This is a genomic window from Gemmatimonas sp., assembly GCF_041689975.1.
GTDB lineage: Bacteria > Gemmatimonadota > Gemmatimonadetes > Gemmatimonadales > Gemmatimonadaceae > Gemmatimonas.
In genome coordinates, this window is record NZ_JBDNFF010000385.1 from 1 (window position 1) to 20,967 (window position 20,967).

16 protein-coding genes are annotated in these 20,967 nt (G+C 64.1%); 4 read left to right on the top strand and 12 right to left on the bottom strand.

Features of this window, described 5'->3' with window-relative positions; genetic code table 11:
- The coding region (locus tag ACESNG_RS22080; protein ID WP_373070887.1) for an EamA family transporter at positions 1-290 on the bottom strand (290 nt) is incomplete at its 3' end.
- Positions 291-370: 80 nt separating this feature from the next.
- Between ACESNG_RS22080 and ACESNG_RS22085 the strand changes: the two genes are divergently transcribed.
- The 3 genes from ACESNG_RS22085 to ACESNG_RS22095 are packed head-to-tail and all read left to right on the top strand — an operon-like array spanning position 371 to position 6,197.
- On the top strand, positions 371-3,697 hold the full coding sequence (locus ACESNG_RS22085; protein WP_373063867.1) for a glycoside hydrolase: 3,327 nt from the start codon (positions 371-373) through the stop codon (positions 3,695-3,697).
- A gap of 3 nt (positions 3,698-3,700) precedes the next feature.
- On the top strand, positions 3,701-4,372 hold the full coding sequence (locus tag ACESNG_RS22090) for a DUF305 domain-containing protein (RefSeq protein ID WP_373063869.1): 672 nt from the start codon (positions 3,701-3,703) through the stop codon (positions 4,370-4,372).
- Positions 4,373-4,418: 46 nt separating this feature from the next.
- Positions 4,419-6,197 carry an LVIVD repeat-containing protein gene (locus ACESNG_RS22095; RefSeq protein WP_373070889.1) on the top strand — a complete coding sequence of 593 codons (1,779 nt, stop codon included), beginning with the start codon at positions 4,419-4,421 and terminating at the stop codon, positions 6,195-6,197.
- A 73-nt stretch (positions 6,198-6,270) separates the two neighbouring features.
- Here the strand turns inward: ACESNG_RS22095 and ACESNG_RS22100 are convergent, their stop codons facing one another.
- From ACESNG_RS22100 to ACESNG_RS22135, 8 genes are all read right to left on the bottom strand, one after another.
- The gene (locus ACESNG_RS22100; protein ID WP_373070891.1) at positions 6,271-9,558 is read right to left on the bottom strand and encodes a sialidase; all 3,288 of its coding nucleotides are present in this window, start codon (positions 9,556-9,558) and stop codon (positions 6,271-6,273) included.
- 77 nt (positions 9,559-9,635) lie between these two features.
- Entirely contained in the window at positions 9,636-10,853 is a 1,218-nt protein-coding gene (locus ACESNG_RS22105) for an NADP-dependent isocitrate dehydrogenase (RefSeq protein WP_373070893.1), read from the bottom strand.
- A gap of 75 nt (positions 10,854-10,928) precedes the next feature.
- Entirely contained in the window at positions 10,929-11,423 is a 495-nt protein-coding gene (locus ACESNG_RS22110) for an asparaginase domain-containing protein (protein ID WP_373063877.1), read from the bottom strand.
- Positions 11,420-12,256 (bottom strand): tRNA (guanosine(37)-N1)-methyltransferase TrmD, encoded by an 837-nt coding sequence (trmD, locus tag ACESNG_RS22115; protein ID WP_373063879.1) that lies wholly within the window; start codon positions 12,254-12,256, stop codon positions 11,420-11,422. The genes ACESNG_RS22110 and trmD overlap by 4 nt, the downstream gene beginning before the upstream one ends.
- Positions 12,257-12,278: 22 nt before the next feature.
- Positions 12,279-12,800 carry a ribosome maturation factor RimM gene (rimM, locus tag ACESNG_RS22120; RefSeq protein WP_373063881.1) on the bottom strand — a complete coding sequence of 174 codons (522 nt, stop codon included), beginning with the start codon at positions 12,798-12,800 and terminating at the stop codon, positions 12,279-12,281.
- A 13-nt stretch (positions 12,801-12,813) separates the two neighbouring features.
- Complete coding sequence (gene rpsP / locus ACESNG_RS22125; RefSeq protein WP_373063883.1) at positions 12,814-13,122, bottom strand: 30S ribosomal protein S16; 309 nt, start codon at positions 13,120-13,122, stop codon at positions 12,814-12,816.
- A 227-nt stretch (positions 13,123-13,349) separates the two neighbouring features.
- The gene (locus tag ACESNG_RS22130) at positions 13,350-13,826 is read right to left on the bottom strand and encodes a hypothetical protein (protein WP_373063885.1); all 477 of its coding nucleotides are present in this window, start codon (positions 13,824-13,826) and stop codon (positions 13,350-13,352) included.
- On the bottom strand, positions 13,823-14,245 hold the full coding sequence (locus ACESNG_RS22135) for a helix-turn-helix domain-containing protein (protein WP_373070895.1): 423 nt from the start codon (positions 14,243-14,245) through the stop codon (positions 13,823-13,825). Before ACESNG_RS22135 ends, ACESNG_RS22130 begins: the two co-directional genes overlap by 4 nt.
- A gap of 151 nt (positions 14,246-14,396) precedes the next feature.
- On the opposite strand from ACESNG_RS22135, the gene ggt reads away from it, so the two are divergent.
- Positions 14,397-16,154: a gamma-glutamyltransferase gene (ggt, locus tag ACESNG_RS22140; protein ID WP_373070897.1), complete on the top strand. Its 1,758-nt coding sequence runs from the start codon at positions 14,397-14,399 to the stop codon at positions 16,152-16,154.
- A gap of 102 nt (positions 16,155-16,256) precedes the next feature.
- Here ggt and ACESNG_RS22145 read toward each other — a convergent pair whose 3' ends face one another.
- The 3 genes from ACESNG_RS22145 to ACESNG_RS22155 all read right to left on the bottom strand — a co-directional run bounded on the left by ACESNG_RS22145 (position 16,257) and on the right by ACESNG_RS22155 (position 20,516).
- Positions 16,257-16,841, bottom strand: coding sequence for a DUF2911 domain-containing protein (locus ACESNG_RS22145; RefSeq protein ID WP_373063891.1), 585 nt, complete (start codon positions 16,839-16,841; stop codon positions 16,257-16,259).
- An 84-nt stretch (positions 16,842-16,925) separates the two neighbouring features.
- Positions 16,926-17,375 (bottom strand): TerB family tellurite resistance protein, encoded by a 450-nt coding sequence (locus tag ACESNG_RS22150; protein WP_373063893.1) that lies wholly within the window; start codon positions 17,373-17,375, stop codon positions 16,926-16,928.
- Positions 17,376-17,384: 9 nt separating this feature from the next.
- Complete coding sequence (locus ACESNG_RS22155; protein WP_373070899.1) at positions 17,385-20,516, bottom strand: hypothetical protein; 3,132 nt, start codon at positions 20,514-20,516, stop codon at positions 17,385-17,387.
- Positions 20,517-20,967: the final 451 nt, after the last annotated feature.

Genomic DNA, 20,967 nt, shown 5'->3' on the forward strand with positions numbered 1-20,967 from the left:
CCCTGCTCGATGGCGTTGAGATACGCGAAGTACAGCACCGCGACCCCGGCGACGCCGAGGAACAGTGCGGCGGGGCGGTCGGTGCTGTGCAGGGGTTCAGCGCGCGTAACGGCAGCATGAACCGTGAACAGCGCCGCCGCAATCGCCGCCCGCCAGAACGCGATCGTGAGCGGTGGTGTGCCATCGGCCATCGCCACGCGCGACATCACGCCCAGCAGCCCCCAAGAGAGGACCGCCAACACGATGGCGATCGAGCCGGTTCGAATGGTCGCTGGTGTGGGGCGCGTCATCGCGCGGAATCTAGCAGCCGCCGCCTGCCAGCCCCATGTTGAAGGGGTCCACGCACCCCCTCCCTCCGCTCAGGCTTCCCGTGCGTCTCCCGCGCTCTCTGCAGGCTCGCTGCTCGCTCGCGCTTTCTCTCGCGAGCGCGCTCTCACCAATTGCGCGAGTTCTCCCGGCGCAATCCGATCCGGGCTTCAGCGCGCTGCACTGGCGTGCGATCGGCCCCCTGCGCGCCGGTCGTGCGCGTGCGCTCGCCGGTGTCCCCACGCAGCCGAGCGTGTTCTACGCCGGTTTCGACAACGGCGGCGTGTGGAGGACGACCGACTACGGCTCGAATTGGGTGCCGCTGTTCGACGACCAGTCCACCGGCTCGATCGGCGCGATCGCCGTGGCGCCGTCGAATCCGAACATCATTTATGTGGGCAGCGGCGCCGGTATCATTCGCCCCGACCTCGCCGTCGGCGACGGCATGTACAAGTCGATCGACAACGGAAAAACGTGGGCGCATCTCGGGCTGCGTGAATCGCAGATGATCGCGATGGTCGATGTCGACCCGAAGAATCCCGATCGGCTGTTCGTCGCCGCGCTCGGCCATCCGTACGGCCCGAACAGCGAACGCGGCGTGTTCCGCTCCGTCGACGGTGGCGCGTCGTTCCAGCGCGTGCTGTACAAAGATGAATACACCAGCGCCAACGACGTGCGCATCGATCCGCAGAACCCCGACATCGTGTACGCCACGCTCTGGCAACAGCAACAAAGCTTCATTGAAGGTCAGGGTTTCGGCGGCGGCGGCAACGGTATTTTCAAGTCCACCGACGGTGGTACCACTTGGAAGCAGCTCACGGCCGGACTGCCGTCGGTATTGCAGGCCAACATCGCGTTCGCGCCCGGCAATACGAAGGTGTTGTATGCCATGGTTGCGGCTGCACCACCCGCCGGCTCGGCGGCCGGCGCATCAGGCCCGATCGGCTTCTACAAATCGACCGACGCCGGCGAGCATTGGTATCTGGCGGTGAACGGCCCCGGCTCAGCGGTCGGTGCGGCGCCGAAGTTCGTTGACAATCGTCCGCTGGCGCGCATCGGTGGTGGTGACCTGCCCACGATTACGGTCGACCCGAGCAACGAGAACGTCGTGTACAGCGCCTCAACCGTCATGTGGCGCACCGAAGATGGCGGTCTTACGTGGTCGGCCGTACGCGGTGCGCCCGGTGGCGACGACTATCAGAAGATCTGGGTGAATCCGAACAATCCTGATCTTATTTTCACGGTATCCGACCAAGGAGCCGTCGTGTCCGGAAATCGCGGCGCCTCGTGGAGCAACTGGTATACGCAGCCCACCGCCGCGATGTATCACGTGACCACCGACAACGCGTTTCCCTATCGCGTGTGCAGCGGACAACAGGACAATGGATCGGCGTGCGTGAACAGCCGCTCCGACGACGGACGCATCACCTTTCACGATTGGCATCCGGTCAACATTCAGGAGTACGGGATCGCCGCACCCGACCCGCGCGATCCCGATGTGATCTTCGGCAGCCAGCGCACGAACGTGTCGAAGTATGATCGTCGCACTGGACAGACCGTATTGGTCGGCCCCGACCTCTCGGTGCGCGGTCCGAATGGCGAGAATTTCGGGCGCAACGTACGCACGATGCCGTTGCACTTCTCGCTGGTAAACCCCGACCTGTTGTACTACGCGTCGAACGTGGTCTGGAAGTCGCTCGATCGCGGACAGAGCTGGACACGCATCAGCCCCGATCTGGCGCGGCAAACGTGGGACGTCCCGACCACAGCGGGCAAATACACCAGCAGTGTCACGCCAGCGCCGGCCGGTGCGATCACGGCGTTGTCCCCGTCGCCACGCAGCGCGAGCGTGCTGTGGGCCGGTACCGACGACGGACAGGTGCAGGTCACGACCAACGGCGGTACCACGTGGAAGAACGTGACGCCGAGCGCCCTCAAGGCGTGGACGCGCATTTACAACATCGACGCCGGACACTTCGATGCCGGTACTGCGTACATCGCCGCCAATACGTTCCGCATCGACGATTTGCGTCCGTACTTTTACCGCACGCATGATGGCGGTGCCACGTGGACCGAGATCAGCAACGGCCTGCCGGGCAATGCGCCGGCCAATTCGATTCGCGAAGACCCGAAGGTGAAGGGGCTGCTGTACGGCGCCACCGACACGCAGGTGTGGGTGTCGTTCGACGACGGCGATCACTGGGAGTCGCTGCGCATCGACATGCCGGCCATCTCGGTGCGCGATCTGCAAATCAAGGATGACAGCAGCTGCTTGTGCAGCGATCTGATCGCCGGTACACACGGCCGTGGTTTCTACATTCTCGACAACGTCACACCGCTGCGTCAGATGGCTCGCGCGCGAGCTGCCGCCGCTGCACGCGACGCCTATCTTTTCGCGCCCGCGACGGCGGTCCGGGTGCGCTTCGCGACCAATGATCCCACGCCGTGGCCGCCGGAAATGCCGTCGGGGGAAAGCGCTCCGTCGGGCGCGTTCATCGACTACATGCTGCCCGCCAAGGCGTCGTCGCCGATCACCCTGGAAGTGCTCGACGCCACGGGCACGCTGGTGCGCTCGTACTCCAGCGCGCAGAAAGCGCTCGACCCACATCCGTACACCGACCGCGTAGGCTACAACGAGGTGTGCAAGAAAACGCCGACCGCACCGTACTGCGGACTTCCGCTCTACTGGCCTGGCCCGCCGCAGGTACTGTCCGACGCCGCGGGACTGCATCGCTTCACCTGGGATCTCCACTTCGACCCCGTCACGCCGGAAGATGCCATTCCCCAGGGGGACGACGATGCCACCGGCGCCGTGCCGGGCCGCACGCTGCCCGTCGTGAACGCGCCGTGGGCGCCTCCCGGCCGGTATACCGTGCGCCTGACCGCGAATGGCAAGCGGTACGAGCAGCCGCTCATGCTCCGGCTGGACCCGCGCGTAAAAACTCCGGCGGCCGCGTTGGCCCGCCTGCATGCACTCAGCACGGAGATGTACCGCGGTGCCGTCGACACGCACCGCGCCTTTGTGAACGCCCGTGCCCTGATCACGCAGTTGAACAGCATGAACGGCGCTGATGTCGATGCGCTCAAGGCACAGATGGAAGCCGTCGCGCCGTCGTCGGCGACTGCTCGAAATGTTCGGGGCTTCCGTCGTCGCGGCGCGGCGCCTGTGGTGACCTCGCTCGAAAGCGCGAGCACGGCCATGCTTTCTGCCGCGATGGCGATGCACAACGCCGACGTCGCGCCGACCGCCACGCAGGTGGCAGCCTGTACCGCAGCGCGCGCCATGGGGGCCGACGTACTACCAAAGTGGAACGCGCTGCACACCACCGGCATCGCGGCCTTCAACGCCAAACGCAGGGCCGCTGGTCTTCCCACTCTCACGCTCCCCTGATCCATGCTTGCACGCGCGACTCTCAGCTATGCCCTGCTCGCGACCTTCACCCTGCTCGGCGCCTGCGCGTCGGGCGGCTCCGCGCGCGCGTCGCGTCCGCTCACGCCGGCGCAGCTCGCCGCACAGGACGGCGGTATTCCGCCGTACACCAAGGCCGATGTGTCCTTCATGCAGGGGATGATCAGTCATCATGCGCAGGCCGTCACAATGTCGTCGTTCGCCGAGTCGAATGGCGCGACGTCGGAAGTCCGCGTGCTGGCGGGACGGATCACCGTGGCGCAGACCGACGAAATCGCCTTCATGAAAACGTGGTTGGGAAAGCGAAAGCAGACGATGCCAGCCGGTGACATGGAAGCGATGGCTCACGCCCATCACATCGGCATGGATATGTCGACGATGGGCGGCGATGCATCCGGCGGCATGATGCCCGGCATGCTCTCACCCGCGCAGATGGATACGCTGAAAACGGCCAAAGGTCGGGCGTTCGACTGGTACTTCCTGACGTTCATGATCCAGCACCACAAGGGCGCGATCAGCATGGTCGATGAACTCATGAGCGCGAAAGGCGCCGCCAACGATGACGACGTCTTCAAGTTCGTCTCCGATGTGGTGGCCGACCAAAGTACGGAAATCGATCGCATGGAACTGCTGCTCAAGGCTCGCTCGCGTCCGTAGTCCGTGCTCGTTTTGCACGCCCCGTTCACCCTTACTACTCTCTCCAATGCAAACGCCACTACGATCGCTGCTCGGCGCTGCGCTGCTGATCGCCGGCAGTACCGCGGCTTCCACGAACGTGCACGCGCAACCCACGCCCGACCCGCGCGTCGGCCTCAAGGCCGGCTGGTTCGACGCGGAAGAAACGGCTTGGAACATCAAGCTCGTCTCGACCACCAAGCCCTCGGAGTCGTTCCTCAACATGAGCACGCCCGGCGACGCGCGGCTCAAGAACTCCGATCTCGCCTTCAGCGGGAACCTCGTCTTCCAAGGCAACTACAGTGGCTGGCAGGTGTGGGACATCGGCAATCCCCGCAAGCTCAAACTGCGCGCTGCTTTCGTGTGCCCCGGCTCGCAGAGTGACGTCACGGTGTTCGGCAATCTCCTGTTCGTGTCTGCGGAAGCCGTGAGTGGACGCGTCGACTGTGGGTTGGGCGGAGTGCAGGATGAAGTCAGCAAAGATCGCGCACGTGGCATTCGTATCATCGACATCAGCGACATCGAGCACCCGCGCACGATCACCACGGTGCAGACTTGCCGAGGCTCGCACACCAATACGCTGGTGACCGATCCCAAGGATCCGGAGAACGTGTACATCTACGTGTCCGGTTCAGCCGGTGTACGCTCCAACCAAGAGCTGGCAGGATGCTCGGCCACCAACCCCGACATTGATCCAAACTCTTCACTGTTCCGCATCGAAGTGATCCAGGTGCCGGTCAAGAACCCGGCTGCCGCGGCGATTGTGAGCTCGCCGCGCATCTTCGAAGGACTGACCGAAGCCACGCGCCACGGTGATGCCGCCGCCGATCGTCGTGAACGTCCGGCCGGCGCCCCGGCGCGTCCGTCGGTCGCGGGGCGCGGCGGTCCCACGCAGTGTCATGACATCACCGCCTATCCCGCGGTTGGCCTGGCTGGCGGGGCCTGCAGCGGTTACGGCATTCTGCTCGACATCCGTGACATCAAGAATCCGAAGCGCATCTACGCCGCCTCCGACACGAACATGTCGGCGTGGCATTCCGCCACGTTCAGCAACGACGGCAGCAAGGTGCTGTTTTCCGACGAATGGGGCGGCGGTAGTTCACCGCGTTGCCGTGCCACGGACAAGAAGGAGTGGGGGGCCGACGCGATCTTCGTGCGCAACGGCGACAAGCTCGATTTCAAGAGCTACTTCAAGATGCCCGCCCCGCAGACGAGCCAGGAAAATTGCGTCGCACACAACGGTTCACTGATTCCGATTCCCGGTCGCGAAGTGATGGTGCAGTCGTGGTATCAGGGCGGTATCAACGTATTCGACTGGACCGACCCGTACCGCGCGTACGAAATCGCGTTCTTCGACCGTGGCCCGATGGACTCTACTGCGCTCGTTGGAGGCGGCCATTGGTCGGCCTACTGGTACAACGGTCTGATTTATGGGTCGGAGATCTCCCGTGGCCTCGATGTGTGGGAGCTCACCCCCAGCGAGCACATCTCCAGGAACGAACTCGACGCCGCCAAACTGGTGAAGTACTCGTACTTCAACGCGCAGGAACAGCCGCAGGCCGTGTGGCCGGCGGCGTTCGTGGTGGCGCGCGCCTACACCGATCAGATGGCCCGGAATAGCGCGGTGCCCAAGGCGTGGCTCGATGGCGTGGTGGCGCAGCTGGCCTCGGCCGAGAAAGCCAAGGGCGACAAGCGCGTGACGGCGTTGAACGCGCTCGCCACGCAGCTCGACAACGATGCCGCTGCCAGCCCAGAGGCGGAGCGTGTGACGGCGCTCAGTGCCGTCGTGAAGGCGCTCGCCAAATAGCGGACAAGGAAACGCGGCGGGCCCGTGTGAACGGTCCCGCCGCGTGCGCCACTGCAATGAACCGTAATGAACGCTACGGCACGATGCGCAGCGTTGGCCCTGCCCGATCCACGACCTTCGGCAGCCCTTTCGCATCCAGCTGCGCATTCAATGGAGCCAGCTCACTCGCCAGTGCACCGTCGATTGCGGCGAGATGCTGCCTGAGTTGCTGCCGCAGAATCCCGTCCACTTCGACATGCTGCGTGGTCGGCGTGAAGTCGGAACTCGACATGCCGTTCGCGAGGTACCCCATCTTCGAGATCAGCATCGAGCCGAAGCGCACGCCGTCCTGCCCCTGACCGGTCTGTCGCAAGTCCACGAGCTTCATCTCGACTTCAAGGAGCTTCGTATCGAGCGCGCGAATAGCGCGCACGACCTCCGCGTCAGTCGCGAGACGCTGCACTTGCTGCAGCTGCAGGCGCACCGACTCCACGCGATGCACCGCCGATCCCGCATTGTTGAGCTGCTGCTTGATGCCTGACAGCAGCGCCACCTGTGCCGCGATCTCGGCCTCGGTGCCGCCGCTGTTCGGATCCTTGCGCACCTCGAGCGGCTGCGTCTGCGCCGTGCCATCGACCGTGAGGCGCACCGAGTACACTCCCGGTGGCATCAGGATCGACAGACGACTGGTTCCCGGCGCCGTGCGGCCCTGCGGGCCCGCCACGATGTGCTCGGCGTACAGCGGGCTCGTGAGCAGCCGCACTTCCATACTCGGTTCATCGCGCAGATCCCAGGCCAGGCGATTTACGCCAGCCGTGTTCGGACCACGAAGCGTGCGGACCACCATGCCTGCGTCATCGAGAATCTCGACGGTGGGTGCGGCCTTGGCTGACGCTTTCAGGTAGTAGTTGACGCTCGCCCCGTATTCCGGATCGTCGCCCGCCGTGGGGTCGTCATACTGCGTACTCGGCGCCGTGATGCCGCGATAGCGATACGCCGCGCGCGGCCGGAACAGATGCGCACCCTTCTCCAGTACCGACGCATCGAGCTGCTGCAGCGGTGCGAGGTCATCGAGAATCCAGAAGCCGCGCCCGTACGTGGAGATTACCAGATCGTTGAAGTGCTCTTGCACGACGATGCCCGAAACCGGCGCGTGCGGCAGGTTGTTCTGCAGCGGCAGCCAATGATCACCGGCGTCGTAGCTCATGTAGATCGCGTTCTCGGTGCCGAGATACAGCATGCCACGACGCGTGGGATCTTCGATGATGACCTTGGCGTAACTCAGCATGCTCCTCGGTATGCCGGTCACGATCTTCGTCCAGCTTTTCCCGAAATCGGTCGTACGATACACGTGCGGATCGCGATCGTTTTCCTGGTGCGCGTCGACCGTGAGATAGGCCGTCGCTGCATCCCACTTGCTGGCCGCGATCGACCGCACTGAACCCCAGAACGGAATGCCGGGCACGCTGGCCGTGAGATTCGTCCACGTCGCGCCATCGTCGCGCGTGAGCTGCACGAGCCCATCGTTGGTACCCACCCAGATCACGCCCTTCTGCTTCGGCGACTCGGCGATGCCGTAGACCACGCCGGAATACTCGACGCCGATGTTGTCGGGCGTGAGACCGCCCGAGCTCTGCATTTTCGACCGGTCGTTGCGCGTGAGATCGGGGCTGATCACCTGCCAGCTGTTGCCGCCGTCGCGCGTGCGATGCACGTGCTGACTGCCGGTATACACGCTGTTGTGATCGTGCGGCGAGATGAGCAGCGGCGCATCCCAGACGAAGCGATATTTGAGCTGCTCGGCGGCGCCATTGGACTGCTGTGGCCAGACCTCGACGTTACGGAATTGCCGACGATTCTCCTCGAAGCGCACCACGATGCCGCCCACCATGCCCGAGCCCGACGCGGTGCTCCAGATGATGTTCGGATCGGTGGGATCGGGCGTGGCCCAACCACTTTCCCCACCGCCCACCGAATGCCACATGCCGCGCGAAATGCCCGCGGCGCGTCCGCCCTGTACGCGACTGTTGCTCGGCCCGCGGTAGCTCGGCTCATCCTGTTTGTTGCCGAGCACATTGTACGGAATGTTGTTGTCGACGGTGACGTGATAGATCTGCGCATTGTCGAGACGCTGCTTGAACCAGGTGCGTCCGCGCGTCGTCGTGATCGAAAGCCCCTGATCGTGCGCCACGATCTGCCGGTCGGCGTTGGTCGGATCGATCCAGATGTCGTGGTGATCGCCACCGGGCGCCTGCTGGCCCGTGAGCGTGGTCAGCGAGCGACCGCCATCGATCGACCGCGCATACGACGCGGTCAGAAAGTACATCTCGTTCTCGTTGTCGGGCGTGACCGCCATGCGCGAGTAGTAGTGGGCGCGGCCCATCACGTTGCGATCGCGATTGATCAGTGTCCACGTGGCGCCAGCATCCTCACTGCGCCACAGCTGGCCGCTTTCGGTATCCTGGCCGTTCCATGGCACGCCGTCGCCCGTCTCGATCATGGCGAAAATACGCTTCGGCTGCGACGGCGCGATCGCCAGCGCCACTTTCCCCACCGGCTTGACCGGCAGTCCGTTCCCCATGAGTCGCGTCCACGTTGCGCCGCCGTCGGTCGACTTGAACAGCCCGCTCCCCGGGCCACCGCTGGTGCGTCCCCAGGTGTGGATCTCGATCTGCCACATGCCGGCATACAGGGTCCGCGGGTTCGACGGGTCCATTGCCAGATCGCTGCAGCCGGTGTTCTCATCGACGAACAGCACACGCGTCCACGTTCCCCCACCGTCGGTGGTGCGGAACACACCGCGCTCCTGCTGCGGGCCATACGCGGTGCCCAGCGCGCAGGCCAGCACGACGTCGGGATTGGTCGGATGGATCGCCAGCCGCGCGATGCGCCCGGTCTTCTCGAGCCCCATCAGCGTCCACGTCGCGCCGGCGTCGGTGCTCTTGAAGATCCCCTGCCCGATCGAGATGTGGCTACGAATGTGGGCTTCACCGGTGCCGGCCCAAACCACGTTCCGGTCGCTGGGTGCCACGGCGATCGCCCCCATCGACATGACCGACTGCCCGTCGAAGATCGACGCCCAGTGCACGCCGGCGTCGGTGGTCTTGTAGATGCCGCCCGACGCCGCGCCCACGTAATACGTGGACGGATCGCCGGCGATGCCCGCGGCGGTACTGAAACGATTGCCCTCGGGGCCGATATGGCGCCACGGGAGCGCGGCGTACGCGGCCGGCGTAACGGTGGCCGAGGTGGCGGCGGCCGGACTGGAAGCCTTGGCCGGCGCGCGCTGGGCGCCGGCAACACCGGGCGACACAACACCGGCGGTAAACACACCCGCCACGACGATCAGCGTCACGGCGGTTCGAGAGAAGGCGAAAGGCATGAGGACCTCAGAAGGGGGACGTAGCGCACATGCTACTGCCTTTTGAGGTCCTCGTCAAAGCGAATCGACGCCCGTGTTTACGCCATCTTCGCCTGCAGACGGCGATCGATGGCGTCGAGGAACGCTTCCGTATGCAGATACGGCGTGTCCTTCGAAATCAAAATCGCGAGATCCTTCGTCATCTCGCCGGCTTCAACCGCTTCGATGCACACCTGCTCCAGCGTATCGGCAAACGCCGTGACCGCCGGTGTGCCATCGAGCTTGCCGCGATGCGCGAGGCCTCGCGTCCACGCGAAGATCGAGGCGATCGGGTTCGTCGACGTCTTGTTGCCCTTCTGATGCTCGCGGTAGTGGCGCGTGACCGTGCCGTGCGCCGCTTCCGCTTCCATCGTCTTGCCGTCGGGCGAGAGCAGCACGCTCGTCATGAGGCCCAGTGAGCCGAAGCCCTGCGCCACGATGTCCGATTGCACATCGCCGTCGTAGTTCTTGCACGCCCACACGTAGCCGCCTTCCCATTTGAGCGCCGACGCCACCATGTCGTCGATCAGGCGATGCTCGTAGGTGAGTCCCTTCGCGTCAAATTCGGCCTTGAACTCGTTGTTGAACACGTCCTCGAACAGATCCTTGAACTGGCCGTCGTACGCTTTCAGGATCGTGTTCTTGGTGCTCAGGTACACCGGGTAGTTGCGCTGAAGGCCGTACGTGAGGCTCGAGCGCGCGAAGTCGCGAATGGAATCATTGAAGTTGTACATGCCCATCGCGACGCCGCCGTCGGCGCCGAAACTGGCCACCTGGAATTGCATGGGCTCGCTACCATCGGTCGGCGTGTACGTCATGGTGACCGTGCCAGGCCCCGGTACCTTGAAGTCGGTGGCCTTGTACTGGTCGCCGTGCGCGTGACGGCCTACCACGATCGGCTTGGTCCACCCTGGCACGAGGCGCGGGATATTCGAGATGATGATCGGCTCGCGGAAGATCACGCCGCCCAGGATGTTGCGGATGGTGCCGTTGGGGCTCTTCCACATCTTCTTGAGCCCGAACTCCTTCACGCGGGCTTCATCGGGTGTGATCGTCGCGCATTTCACCGCCACGCCGTACTTCTTCGTGGCCTCGGCCGAATCGATCGTGACCTGGTCGTTGGTCGCATCGCGGTGCTCGATCCCGAGGTCGTAGTACTCGAGTGCAACGTCGAGATACGGCAGGATGAGCTTGTCCTTGATGAACTGCCAGATGATGCGCGTCATCTCGTCGCCGTCCATCTCGACGACGGGGTTCACAACCTTGATCTTGGCCATGCCGGAGATACCGGTGAAGTTCGGTGTGGTGAGTGGGAACGAATCCCGAAGAATAGCCGCCGCTGTGTACCTCTGCTACGCCTCGCCCAGCGCTTCAAATACACCGACCTCACGGTTCTTCCGCACGTCATCCCAGCGAAAGCACCGACCGTTCATAGCCACGTAGACACCGGGCGCGAGCGACTGCACGTAACTGAGGGCGCTGCCGAGGTTGAACAGTCCGTCGGAGCTGCCGAAGGCATAGGGCACCATTGCCCCGGTGAGCACGATGGTCTTGGTCGTCACAGCGGCCGCGATCACCGCCGCTGTTTCCACCATCGTATCGGTGCCATGCGTGATCACGATCTGCGTTTCCGCGCAACTCACGCACGCATCGACGATGCGATGGCGATGTGACTCTTTCATTTCGAGGCTGTCGATCATCATCAGGACGTCGACCTGTACGTCGAGCATGCAGCGGCCCCGCCGCAGCATCTCCTCGACATGCGTGGCGTCGAAGCGCAGCGTGCCGGTCAGCTCGTCGTACTCCTTGTCGAACGTGCCACCAGTCACGAAGACGCGCAGGCTCATTCCGACTCCGTTGCATCGGATGCACTCTTTCTCGCCGCCCGCTCGCGAACACGAGCCTTCGCCGCTTTCTCGCGCGCTTTCTTCGCCGCTTTCGCCGCCTGCCCACGTTCCGCCTCGGCGATCACCGCCTCGCGCGCCGCGATGTCCGCCTCGCGCGCAGTCCACGCCTCGCGGTCGCGCGCCTCGGCCTCCCGTGTGCGCTGCAGGCTCACATCGTCGCGCCACGCCGCCACTTTCGCATGGTTGCCGCCCACCAACACGTCGGGCACGGAAAAGCCACGGTACTCGGCCGGCCGCGTGTAACTCGGCGCACTGATGCCACGATCGTAGAACGAATCGGTGCGCGCGCTCTCGATGTCACCCATCGCGCCCGGAAGCAGTCGCACCGTGGCATCGATGATGGCGAGTGCCGCCGGTTCGCCTCCGCTCAGTACGAAGTCGCCAAGCGAGAGTTCTTCGGTGGCCAGATGTGTGGCCACGCGCTCGTCGATGTCCTTGTAGTGCCCGCAGAGCAGCGTGAGTTCGGTGCCGGCCGCGAAACGCACGGCATCGGCATGCGAGAAGCGACGCCCGCGCGGTGACAAGAGCACGATCGGCGCCTTCGCCTGCGCCGACTCTACGGCTTCGAAAAACGGTCCGGGCTTCATCACCATGCCGGGACCGCCGCCGAAGGGAGAGTCGTCCACGGTGCGGTGCCGGTCGTAGGTGAACGCCCGCAGGTCGATCACGTTGTACGCCACGCCACCGGTACCGGCGGCCTTGGCCGGAATGCTGATCGACAGCGGCCCCGCAAAAAACTCGGGGAAGATCGTCACGACGTTGATGCGTAGCACGGATAACGCTCGGGTGAACGCGTTAGTGGTCGAGCAGGCCGTCGAGCGGCTTGAGCACAATCGTGTTGCGATCTTCGTCCAGGCGCTCGATGATCTCGGGATGCCAAGGCACGAGCGGACGACCGGTCGCGGTCTCGACCTCGAGAATAAGCCCTTGCGGCGCGTCGTACACATCGCGCACCACGCCCACGTGGCCTTGGCCCTCCACCTCGACCTGCATGCCGATGAGCGCGAAGATGTATATCTCGTCGTCGTCAGGCTCGGGCATGTCGGCGGTATCGGCCAGCAGGTAGCGGCCGCGCCACGACTCGGCGATATCGCGATCCGTCACTTCACTGACACGTACCAGCCAGTCGTTGTTCATCGGACGGCCGTCTTCGATGTGCAGCACGGCAGCGGTGGGATCACCGCTGATCTCGCCCTTCCGGTCCCCCGCATAAATGACAACGCCGGCCGTGAAAATCACGTCCGGCGCCGCAGATAGCGACTCGACGGCCCAGGCACCGCGCACACCATGCGCACGACGCACCTTGCCGACAATCACATAATCAGGCAGATCACGCCTCGGGGAGAGCGACCGCGTTGGCCTGGAGCTTGGCCGCCAAACGGGCTTCGTGGCGCGACTTGAGGATGCCGGCGCGGCGGAGCAGCGAGCGCACGGTGTCGGTGGGCAGGGCGCCGACGTTCATCCAGTACTCGACGCGATCATGCTTGAGGTTGAGCGCATTCTCGCCGAGCTGCGGCTGGTACTGTCCGATGATTTCGATAAAACGGCCGTCGCGCGGCGCCTTCGAATCAGCAATGACGATACGGTACATCGGGGTCTTCTTCCGGCCTTCGCGGCGGAGACGGATCTTGACGGCCATGTGATAATCTCAGTTCGGACAGTTTGGACAGCTCGCCAGCGTTTTGCTCTTTGCAGGGCTACCGGCGTTCCGGGCTCGTCGCGAAGTCGGCGTTTCCGACCCGCACCCAGGTCCCCGTGCTAGGGGAGCCATTAAGCATAATCAGGTTGGCGCAATGGTGCCACTCTCGAGGCTTGCCTGCCCCGCTTGCGGGTTCCGGACAGGCCGCCGCCTCCCGCCTAGGGGCGTCAATCCATCTCTTCCTGCAACGCTTCCAGTTCAGCGATCACCTCGAGATCCTTCGGTCGTCCCGCAGCGCGTTTCACGCGAATAAGCCAAGGTAAGTCGAGCAGTTGCAGGTCGAGACCGAACGCCGTGACCGAGATCGTATGTGGCACCAACGTGTCGTACTGACCACCGCCGGTGATCTCGCCAAGTAAGTCGATGGCGCCGGTCGTGGTGGTGAGCGTGAAATTGAGCCCAGCACGCAGCGTGGCCACCGACCAGTCGAACGGCAAACCAGGCGGTGCGCCGCGTAGATACGGCGCGAACGGAGCGAGCGCCTGAACGAGCCGCTCGAGATTCGCCGGCGACCGCGCATATGACACGTCGAGATCATCCGTGAGTCGCGACGAGCCGTGCGCCCGCGCGGCCACTCCGCCCACGATGATGAACTCGACGCCCGCGTGGTGTAGTGCGGTGAGCAGTCGCTCGAGTTGCGTCATGGCTTTTCCCGGTTCTTGTGCTCAGGGCTCGGCCGGGCTTCCGCAACTTTTTTCGACCGCGCGCGCGTGACCGCATGCTGCAGCCCGTGCAGATCGGCCTGCCATTCGCCGAGCGAGCGAAGTCGTTCGTGCACGGACTTCAGCAGATTCTCGCGCAACAGCGTGCGATCCACGTCACGCTTGTATATCGCCACGACCGCGTCCGCGACGGGCAGCGGGACGAGCGTGAGCTGTACCGTCAAGCCCGCGGCCTCCGTACACCGTGCGAGCGTGTCGATGGTGGGGTTGGCGTCGCCTTGCTCAAGCTTCGCGATGGCCGATTGCGACGTGCCAACGCGCTCAGCCAGCTCACGCTGCGTGAGATGCGCGAGCTGTCGCGCTTCCTGAACCATGCGACCAACAGCTCGGATATTGTACATATTATGACGATACTCTATATAGTATCGACGTTCAACCGGGTGCGCTGCACGCGACAGGTAACGCTCGTCGAATTCGGAACGTATTCTGGAGTAGCGGCGTAGCGAACGCCGGCTTAGCTCGGTGCACGCCGTCCACTCCATCCGCGTTCCCATGGCCCCCTCTGTTCATTCCTGCCAGCGCCGTCGCCAACGCGTCGCATCGTTCGCTCCGCTAGCCATCTGGCTCGCGGCCGCGCCGTTGGCCTTCGCCGGTACTCTTGGCGCCCAGGAACCCGCCGCCGCGCGGGCCCCACGCGCCGCCATTGATGCCCCCAAGGGCATGGTGGTCTCCGCCAGCGCCATCGCCAGCCAGGCGGGCCGTGACGTGCTGGCCAACGGTGGCAACGCCATCGACGCCGCCGTCGCCACCGGCTTCGCGCTGGCGGTCACCTACCCCACCGCTGGCAACATCGGCGGCGGCGGGTTCATGGTGGTCCGCTTTCCCGACGGCCGGACGACCACGATCGACTTCCGCGAGAAAGCGCCGTCGCGTGCCACGCCGGAGATGTTCACCGACAGCACCGGCGCCTACTCCTCGCGCATTCACCACAACTCGCACAAAAGTGTGGGTGTTCCGGGTACCGTGGCCGGCTTCGCGCTCGCGCACCAGAAGTACGGTAAGGCGTCATGGGCGAAGCTGGTCGACCCCGCTGTGAAGCTGGCCGGTGATGGTTTCGAGATTCCCTCGGGCTTGGCCGCGTCGCTGGCCGGTACGCGCAACAAGCTCGCGATGTACCCCGCTTCGATCGCGGCCTACTACAAAAATGGCCAGCCTTACGCGGCTGGCGAGAAGCTGGTGCTGGGTGATCTCGCGCAGACGCTCACCCGCGTGCGGGATCAGGGGCGCGACGGCTTCTACAAAGGCTCCACCGCCAAGCTGATCGCCGATGAAATGACGAAGCACGGTGGACTGATCAACGAGGCCGACCTGGCCGCGTACCAGCCCGCCGAACGCGCGGCCGTGACGGGAACCTACCGCGGCTATGAGATCATCTCGATGCCGCCGCCGAGTTCCGGTGGTACAGCGATGATCGAAATGCTGAACATTCTCGAAGGGTACGACCTCAAGAGCCTGGGTCACAACTCGCCGCAGTACGTACACTACCTCGCCGAAAGCATGCGGCGCGCCTTCCGCGATCGCGCGCTGTACCTGGGCGATCCCGACTTCACGAAGCCGCCGCTCGAGAAGCTGATGAGCAAGGCGTACGCGACCGAACTGCGTAGCACGATCATGAAAGACAAGGCGTCACCGTCGTCGCCGGCCGATGTGGCGCAGGGCTACGAGAGCGACGAGACCACGCACTACTCCGTAGTCGACAAAGACGGCATGGCGGTATCGGTCACGTATACGCTCGAAGCCGGCTACGGCTTAGGCGCAGTGGTAGACGGCGCCGGCTTCCTGCTGAACAACGAGATGGGCGATTTCAACGGCAAGCCCGGACTCACCGATAGCACGGGGCTGGTCGGTACGAAGCCCAACATCGCGCAACCCGGCAAGCGCATGCTCTCGAGCATGACGCCGATGATTCTCGCGAAAGACGGCAAGCTGGTGGCCGTCGTGGGCAGTCCGGGCGGCCGCACGATCATCAACACCGTCATGGAAGTCGTCCTCAATCTGATCGACTTTCAGATGCCCGTGCAGGACGCCGTGAATGCGCCGCGCTTGCACCATCAGTGGTTGCCGAACGTAGTCACCATCGAGCGCAACGGCACCTCACCGGAAACCGTGAAAGCACTGGAAGCGATGGGCCACACCGTGCGGCTCGGCGGCAATCAGGGCACCGCGCATTCGATCTTCGTGAACGCGAAGGGCGTACGGCAGGGTGCGGCGGACCCAAGAGACAGGGATGCGGGGGCGATTGGACATTAACAGCGAAGTAGGGAGTCGGGAGTGAGGGGTACGGAGAGCAAACGGGGGTACGAAGCGAAATCGCTTCATACCCCCGTCTCCGTACTCCCGACTCCGTACTCCTTACTTGGCCGTAAACGCCGCGATCGCCTTGTAATTATCCCACGCCACAATGATCTCGCCGCCCTTGGCCATCGGCTTCACCATGATCTCCATCTTCTCGACGACCGCGTTGTTGCTGGTCACCGTCATCGGAATGCGCACCAGATCCTGCTTCATGTCGTAGTCGGTGCCCCACTGCTTCGTCTGCTTGTTCACGATCAGTTCCCACTTCCCGCTCTCTTCGAGCTTCGTGAACAGTGTGTAGGTACCGGCGGGCACGGTGACGGCGCCGAACGCCAGCGGCTTGCTGGTGGTGAAGTGCGTGGCTTCGTTGGCACCGGTGCGCCACACCGTGCCCCACTTCATGTCACCGAGGCCGTTGAACAGCACGCGGCCACGCTTGGACGGGCGGCCGTAGTTCACGTTGATATTCGAGCCGGCCACGGTGGTGATCACCGAGTCGCGGGGCGAGGCGGGCGCCTTAGGCTGCGCGTCCATCTTCATGCCAGCCATGCCGCCGGCCGCTTGGGCCGAGGCGGATACGGAGATCAGCGAAAGCGCGGCAACGGCATATGCGCCGCGACGAAGCGTACGGGAAATCGTCATAGTGTTCGGTAGGTCGGGAAAGAGTTGAGTGGTACGTGAGACAGCTGCGAAGATTACCCCGGTGTAGCCCGGAAGGGTTCCTTGTTACTCCGCCTTCATCCGTGCCTGGGCCAGGAATGCCGGTTCCAGTTGCAGCAGGCTGGCCAGCTTCCGCATGACGTACGACTCCTGACTGTCCAAGGCGCCGTCGGCCAGCGCGACCTGCCACATCAGCTCTGCCAGCACGATGCGCTGCGCGACATCGTAGTCCTTCACCACCTGGCGCGTGAATACGAAGTGGTCCACCGCGTGATGATTCGCGGCCGCAGCATCGGCCAGCATTGCACGGGCTCCTGCTTCGTTGACACCGAAGTGGCGCTGCAGAATCTCTATAATACGCACCTGCTCGGCCTCGCTGAACGCCCCATCGGCGCAGGCCAGCTCCACCAACAACGCGCACGCCGCCACGCGCACATCGGGCGAGTGCACTCGGGAGTGCGCGCCGGCGGTCCCCGGCACGCTGTCTCCGATCAACTTGCGACTGGCCTCGAGCATCGATGGCGATTACATGCGCGTGGCCGGCCCGATCGCGCGATCGAGCTTGGCCTTCGCCGCTTCCAACTCTTTGCGCAGGAACGTGTACCGCTCGTACGCGTCCTGCCCGACTTTCTGGTCGGCACGCGCCGTCATGCCGGCGAGATACGTGATGTGTGCCTGCAGCCCCGGCTTGCCGTAGCGAATGGGCTGCGTGTTCACGATCTCACTCACTTCCTTGACCTTCGTCGCGGTATCTGCAGCGCCGCCGGTTGCCCCCTTGTACTTGGCTTCCGCCGTTTTCACACGCGCCAGCAGCGCATTCACGTCGGCCACCATCTCACGCATCTTCACGTTGTGCGTGTACTGCGCCTGCAGATCCGCTTCGGTCGTGCCATCGGCCGCGAGACGCGGATCGATCCGCACGCGCAGCGGCACCGCCTTCGTGATGCCACCGGCGGTGACCTTCACGGTGTAGCTGCCCGGCGGCGAGCCGAGTCCATTGGAATGCTGCACGCCCCACACGAAGCGGTTCATGCCGGCGTTTCTGGTCACCAAGTTCACCGTCGGCGCCACCAGCGCCGGGCGCGCACCACGGCCTTCCATCATGGCGGCCTCAGGATCATCCTCGCCACCGAAGCGCGCGCGCGGAGCCTGCGGCACGATGCCGCTCTTGTACGTGTTCACGATCTTGCCCGCAGCATCCAGAATCTCGATGCGCACGGTGTCACCTGGCGCGCTGGCCAGGAAGTAATCCACCGACGGACCGAGCAGCGCCGGCGTGGTGGTCGTGCGGTAGCCGTCACGCGGCGAGAACAGCACAACGGGCTCGCTCTGCGTGGTCGGACCGATCTGCTGCAAGGCCGAAATGTTGTCCATGATCCACGCCGCACGGCCCTGCGTGGCGACCACCAGATCGCCACGATGCACCTTGATGTCGTTGATCGGGACCTGCGGCATGTTCAGATTGAACGGCTGCCAGTGGCCACCATTATCGAACGAGATATACAAGCCGAACTCGGTGCCGGCGTAGAGCAACCCTTCGCGCACGGGGTCCTCGCGCACTACGCGCGTAGGCGCGTCGGCCGGAATGCCGTTCTTGCCGTCGGTAAGCAACTTCCACGTCTTGCCGTAGTCGTTCGTGAGGTAGATGTACGGCTTGTAGTCGCCCAGCAAGTAGCGATACGTCGCGAAGTAGGCCGACCCCTTGCGGTGCGGCGACGCCTCGACCCAAGCCACGCGGCCACCTTCACCGAGCTCCTTCGGCGTCACGCGCGACCATGTCTTGCCGTCGTTACGCGTGACCGAGAACGGGCCGTCGTTCGAACCGGTCCAGATCACGCCCTTCTCCAGCGACGATTCCGTAATCGCATACAACGTGCTGTAAAACTCTTCGCCCGTAACGTCACGTGTGATCGGTTCGCCGCTGCCGCCTTGGCAACACTTCGGGAACCACGTGAGATCGGGAGAGATCTTCTCCCACGTTGCGCCGTTGTTGCGCGTGCGATGCACGTACTGCGACCCGTAGTACAACACTTTCGGATCATGCGGCGACAACGCCATCGGCGTCGTGCGCTGCATACGGTACTCGAGATCGCCGCCGTCGTTGCCGTACAACGACTGCGCACCGATCCAGTAGTTCTTCGTCACGCCGGCTTCCACGTTCATCAGCGCATACTGCCCCTTGCAGTTGCCGTGAATGAGATTCCGGTCGCTCGGGTGCGGAATGATCGGACCCGTTTCGCAGCCCGGGCCCGTGCGCACCGCGCCCATGTTGAAGACGTCGTTGTTGCTCGGCACGATGTACGTGCTGTTGTCCTGCTGCGCCATATACAGCTTGTACGGAAACTGATTGTCGAGCCACACCCCGTAGAACTCGGCCGTGGGCTGGATATCCTGCGAGCTCCACGTTTTACCGCCGTCATACGACACGTTGGCGCCGCCGTCGTTCGCCTGCACCATCGTGTTGCTGTTGGTGGGATTGATCCAGATGTCGTGATTGTCACCGTGCGGCGTGCGGAACGGCGCCACGGTTTTCCCGCCGTCTGTGCTCTTGTAGAACGTCTCGGCGCCGGCGAACACCACGTCGGCATTCGACGGATCCGTGCCCAACGACGTGTAGTAGAACGGCCGCGTGATCAGCCCCGGCGTGCTGTTCATGAGCGCCCAGCTCGCGCCGGCGTCGTCCGAGCGATAGAGCCCGCCGCCCGGCATCGCTTCCACCAGGGCATAGAGGCGATTCGGGTTGGCCGCCGTGACCGCCAGGTTGCCCTTGCCGGTGATCTGGTTCGGCAGTCCGCCCACCATCTTCGTGAAGCTATCACCGCCGTTCGTGCTCTTGTAGAAACCGCCTTCGCGCGAGCCGGAGATGATCGACCACGGCTTCCGCTCGATGTGGTTCATCCACGCGTACACCACGTTCGGACTGCCTGGCTGCAACTCGACATCCATCGCGCCCGTGCTGTCGCTCACGTACAGCGTCTTCTTCCACGACTTGCCGCCGTCGGTGGTCTTGAAGATGCCTCGCTCGTTGTTGGGCTTGAAGATGTCGCCGTAAGCCGCCACCCAAACGATGTCCGGGTTGGTGGGGTGGATCCGCACGGCGCCGATCTGTCCCGCGTCGTAGAGGCCTACGAACTGCCACGACGCGCCATTGTCGACGCTCTTGTACACGCCGCGACCGGTGGACACGTTGCTGCGCACGCCGTCCGACCCGGTGCCGACGTAAATGATATTCGGATTCGACTCCGCCACGGCGATCGAACCGATCGAGCCGAGGGGGATCTTGTTGTCGGTGATGAAATCCCACGATTCACCGCCGTTCGTCGTGCGCATCACGCCACCACTGGCCACGCCGGCATAGAACGTCTTCGGCTGCGACGGCACACCGGTCACCGAGGTCACGCGACCACCGCGGGAATGACCCACCAGACGGTAGCTGAGCCCCTTGAACAGTGCGGGGTCCGCCGAGGCCATCATCGGTGCGGACGGCGCCTTCAAAACGGGCTTGGCGACCGCGCGAGCCGATGCGGTGGCGGGCTTGGCTTGGGCGCCCAACGGGAGGCCAAGCGGTAGTGCGGCGCAGGCCGCCGAGATCGAGAGGAAGAGTGTTCGGCGAATCATCTCAAGGGTCGTGAGGAGGGGCGGGACGAAAGGCTTCACGAAAGCTACGTCTGGGAACGCTAGACGTTGAGGGGTAAGCCGTGGTATCGTCCCTTTCGCATGCCGTTCGCCGACGCGACACCCGCCTCGATCCGTTTCGCTGTTCTTCGCGTGCTCCGCGAGCTTCGCGCCTCTTCGCGTGCTCCGAGAGGTTCGCGCGAACCAGCCTGCTGTCCGACCGCTCCGAGGCCGCCGCACGCACCGCAGTTCGCGCGAAGTCCGCGAAGAGCGCGAAGGCTCGCGAAGAACAGCACGGCGAGCCGATTCTGCTCGTTCTCTGCACGAATGGCGGGGATTTTACTGATAAGGCAGCTATGCAAAGCATGATGCACGTGGGACGCGCCGTGCAGCGAAGGTTGAAAAGAATTGCATGCTCGTGCTGCTTCAGCTCGTATGTCTATCGCCGGTGAGGTCGGCGATCGTTGCACAACAGCTGACGGCGACTGGAGCA

Coding starts and splice junctions, on each gene's coding strand:
- ACESNG_RS22090 (WP_373063869.1), top strand. CDS start 3,701: ATGCTTGCACGCGCGACTCTCAGCTATGCCCTGCTCGCGACCTTCACC.
- ACESNG_RS22095 (WP_373070889.1), top strand. CDS start 4,419: ATGCAAACGCCACTACGATCGCTGCTCGGCGCTGCGCTGCTGATCGCC.
- ACESNG_RS22100 (WP_373070891.1), bottom strand. CDS start 9,558: ATGCCTTTCGCCTTCTCTCGAACCGCCGTGACGCTGATCGTCGTGGCG.
- ACESNG_RS22105 (WP_373070893.1), bottom strand. CDS start 10,853: ATGGCCAAGATCAAGGTTGTGAACCCCGTCGTCGAGATGGACGGCGAC.
- ACESNG_RS22110 (WP_373063877.1), bottom strand. CDS start 11,423: ATGAGCCTGCGCGTCTTCGTGACTGGTGGCACGTTCGACAAGGAGTAC.
- rpsP (WP_373063883.1), bottom strand. CDS start 13,122: ATGGCCGTCAAGATCCGTCTCCGCCGCGAAGGCCGGAAGAAGACCCCG.
- ACESNG_RS22130 (WP_373063885.1), bottom strand. CDS start 13,826: ATGACGCAACTCGAGCGACTGCTCACCGCACTACACCACGCGGGCGTC.
- ACESNG_RS22135 (WP_373070895.1), bottom strand. CDS start 14,245: ATGTACAATATCCGAGCTGTTGGTCGCATGGTTCAGGAAGCGCGACAG.
- ggt (WP_373070897.1), top strand. CDS start 14,397: ATGGCCCCCTCTGTTCATTCCTGCCAGCGCCGTCGCCAACGCGTCGCA.
- ACESNG_RS22145 (WP_373063891.1), bottom strand. CDS start 16,841: ATGACGATTTCCCGTACGCTTCGTCGCGGCGCATATGCCGTTGCCGCG.
- ACESNG_RS22150 (WP_373063893.1), bottom strand. CDS start 17,375: ATGCTCGAGGCCAGTCGCAAGTTGATCGGAGACAGCGTGCCGGGGACC.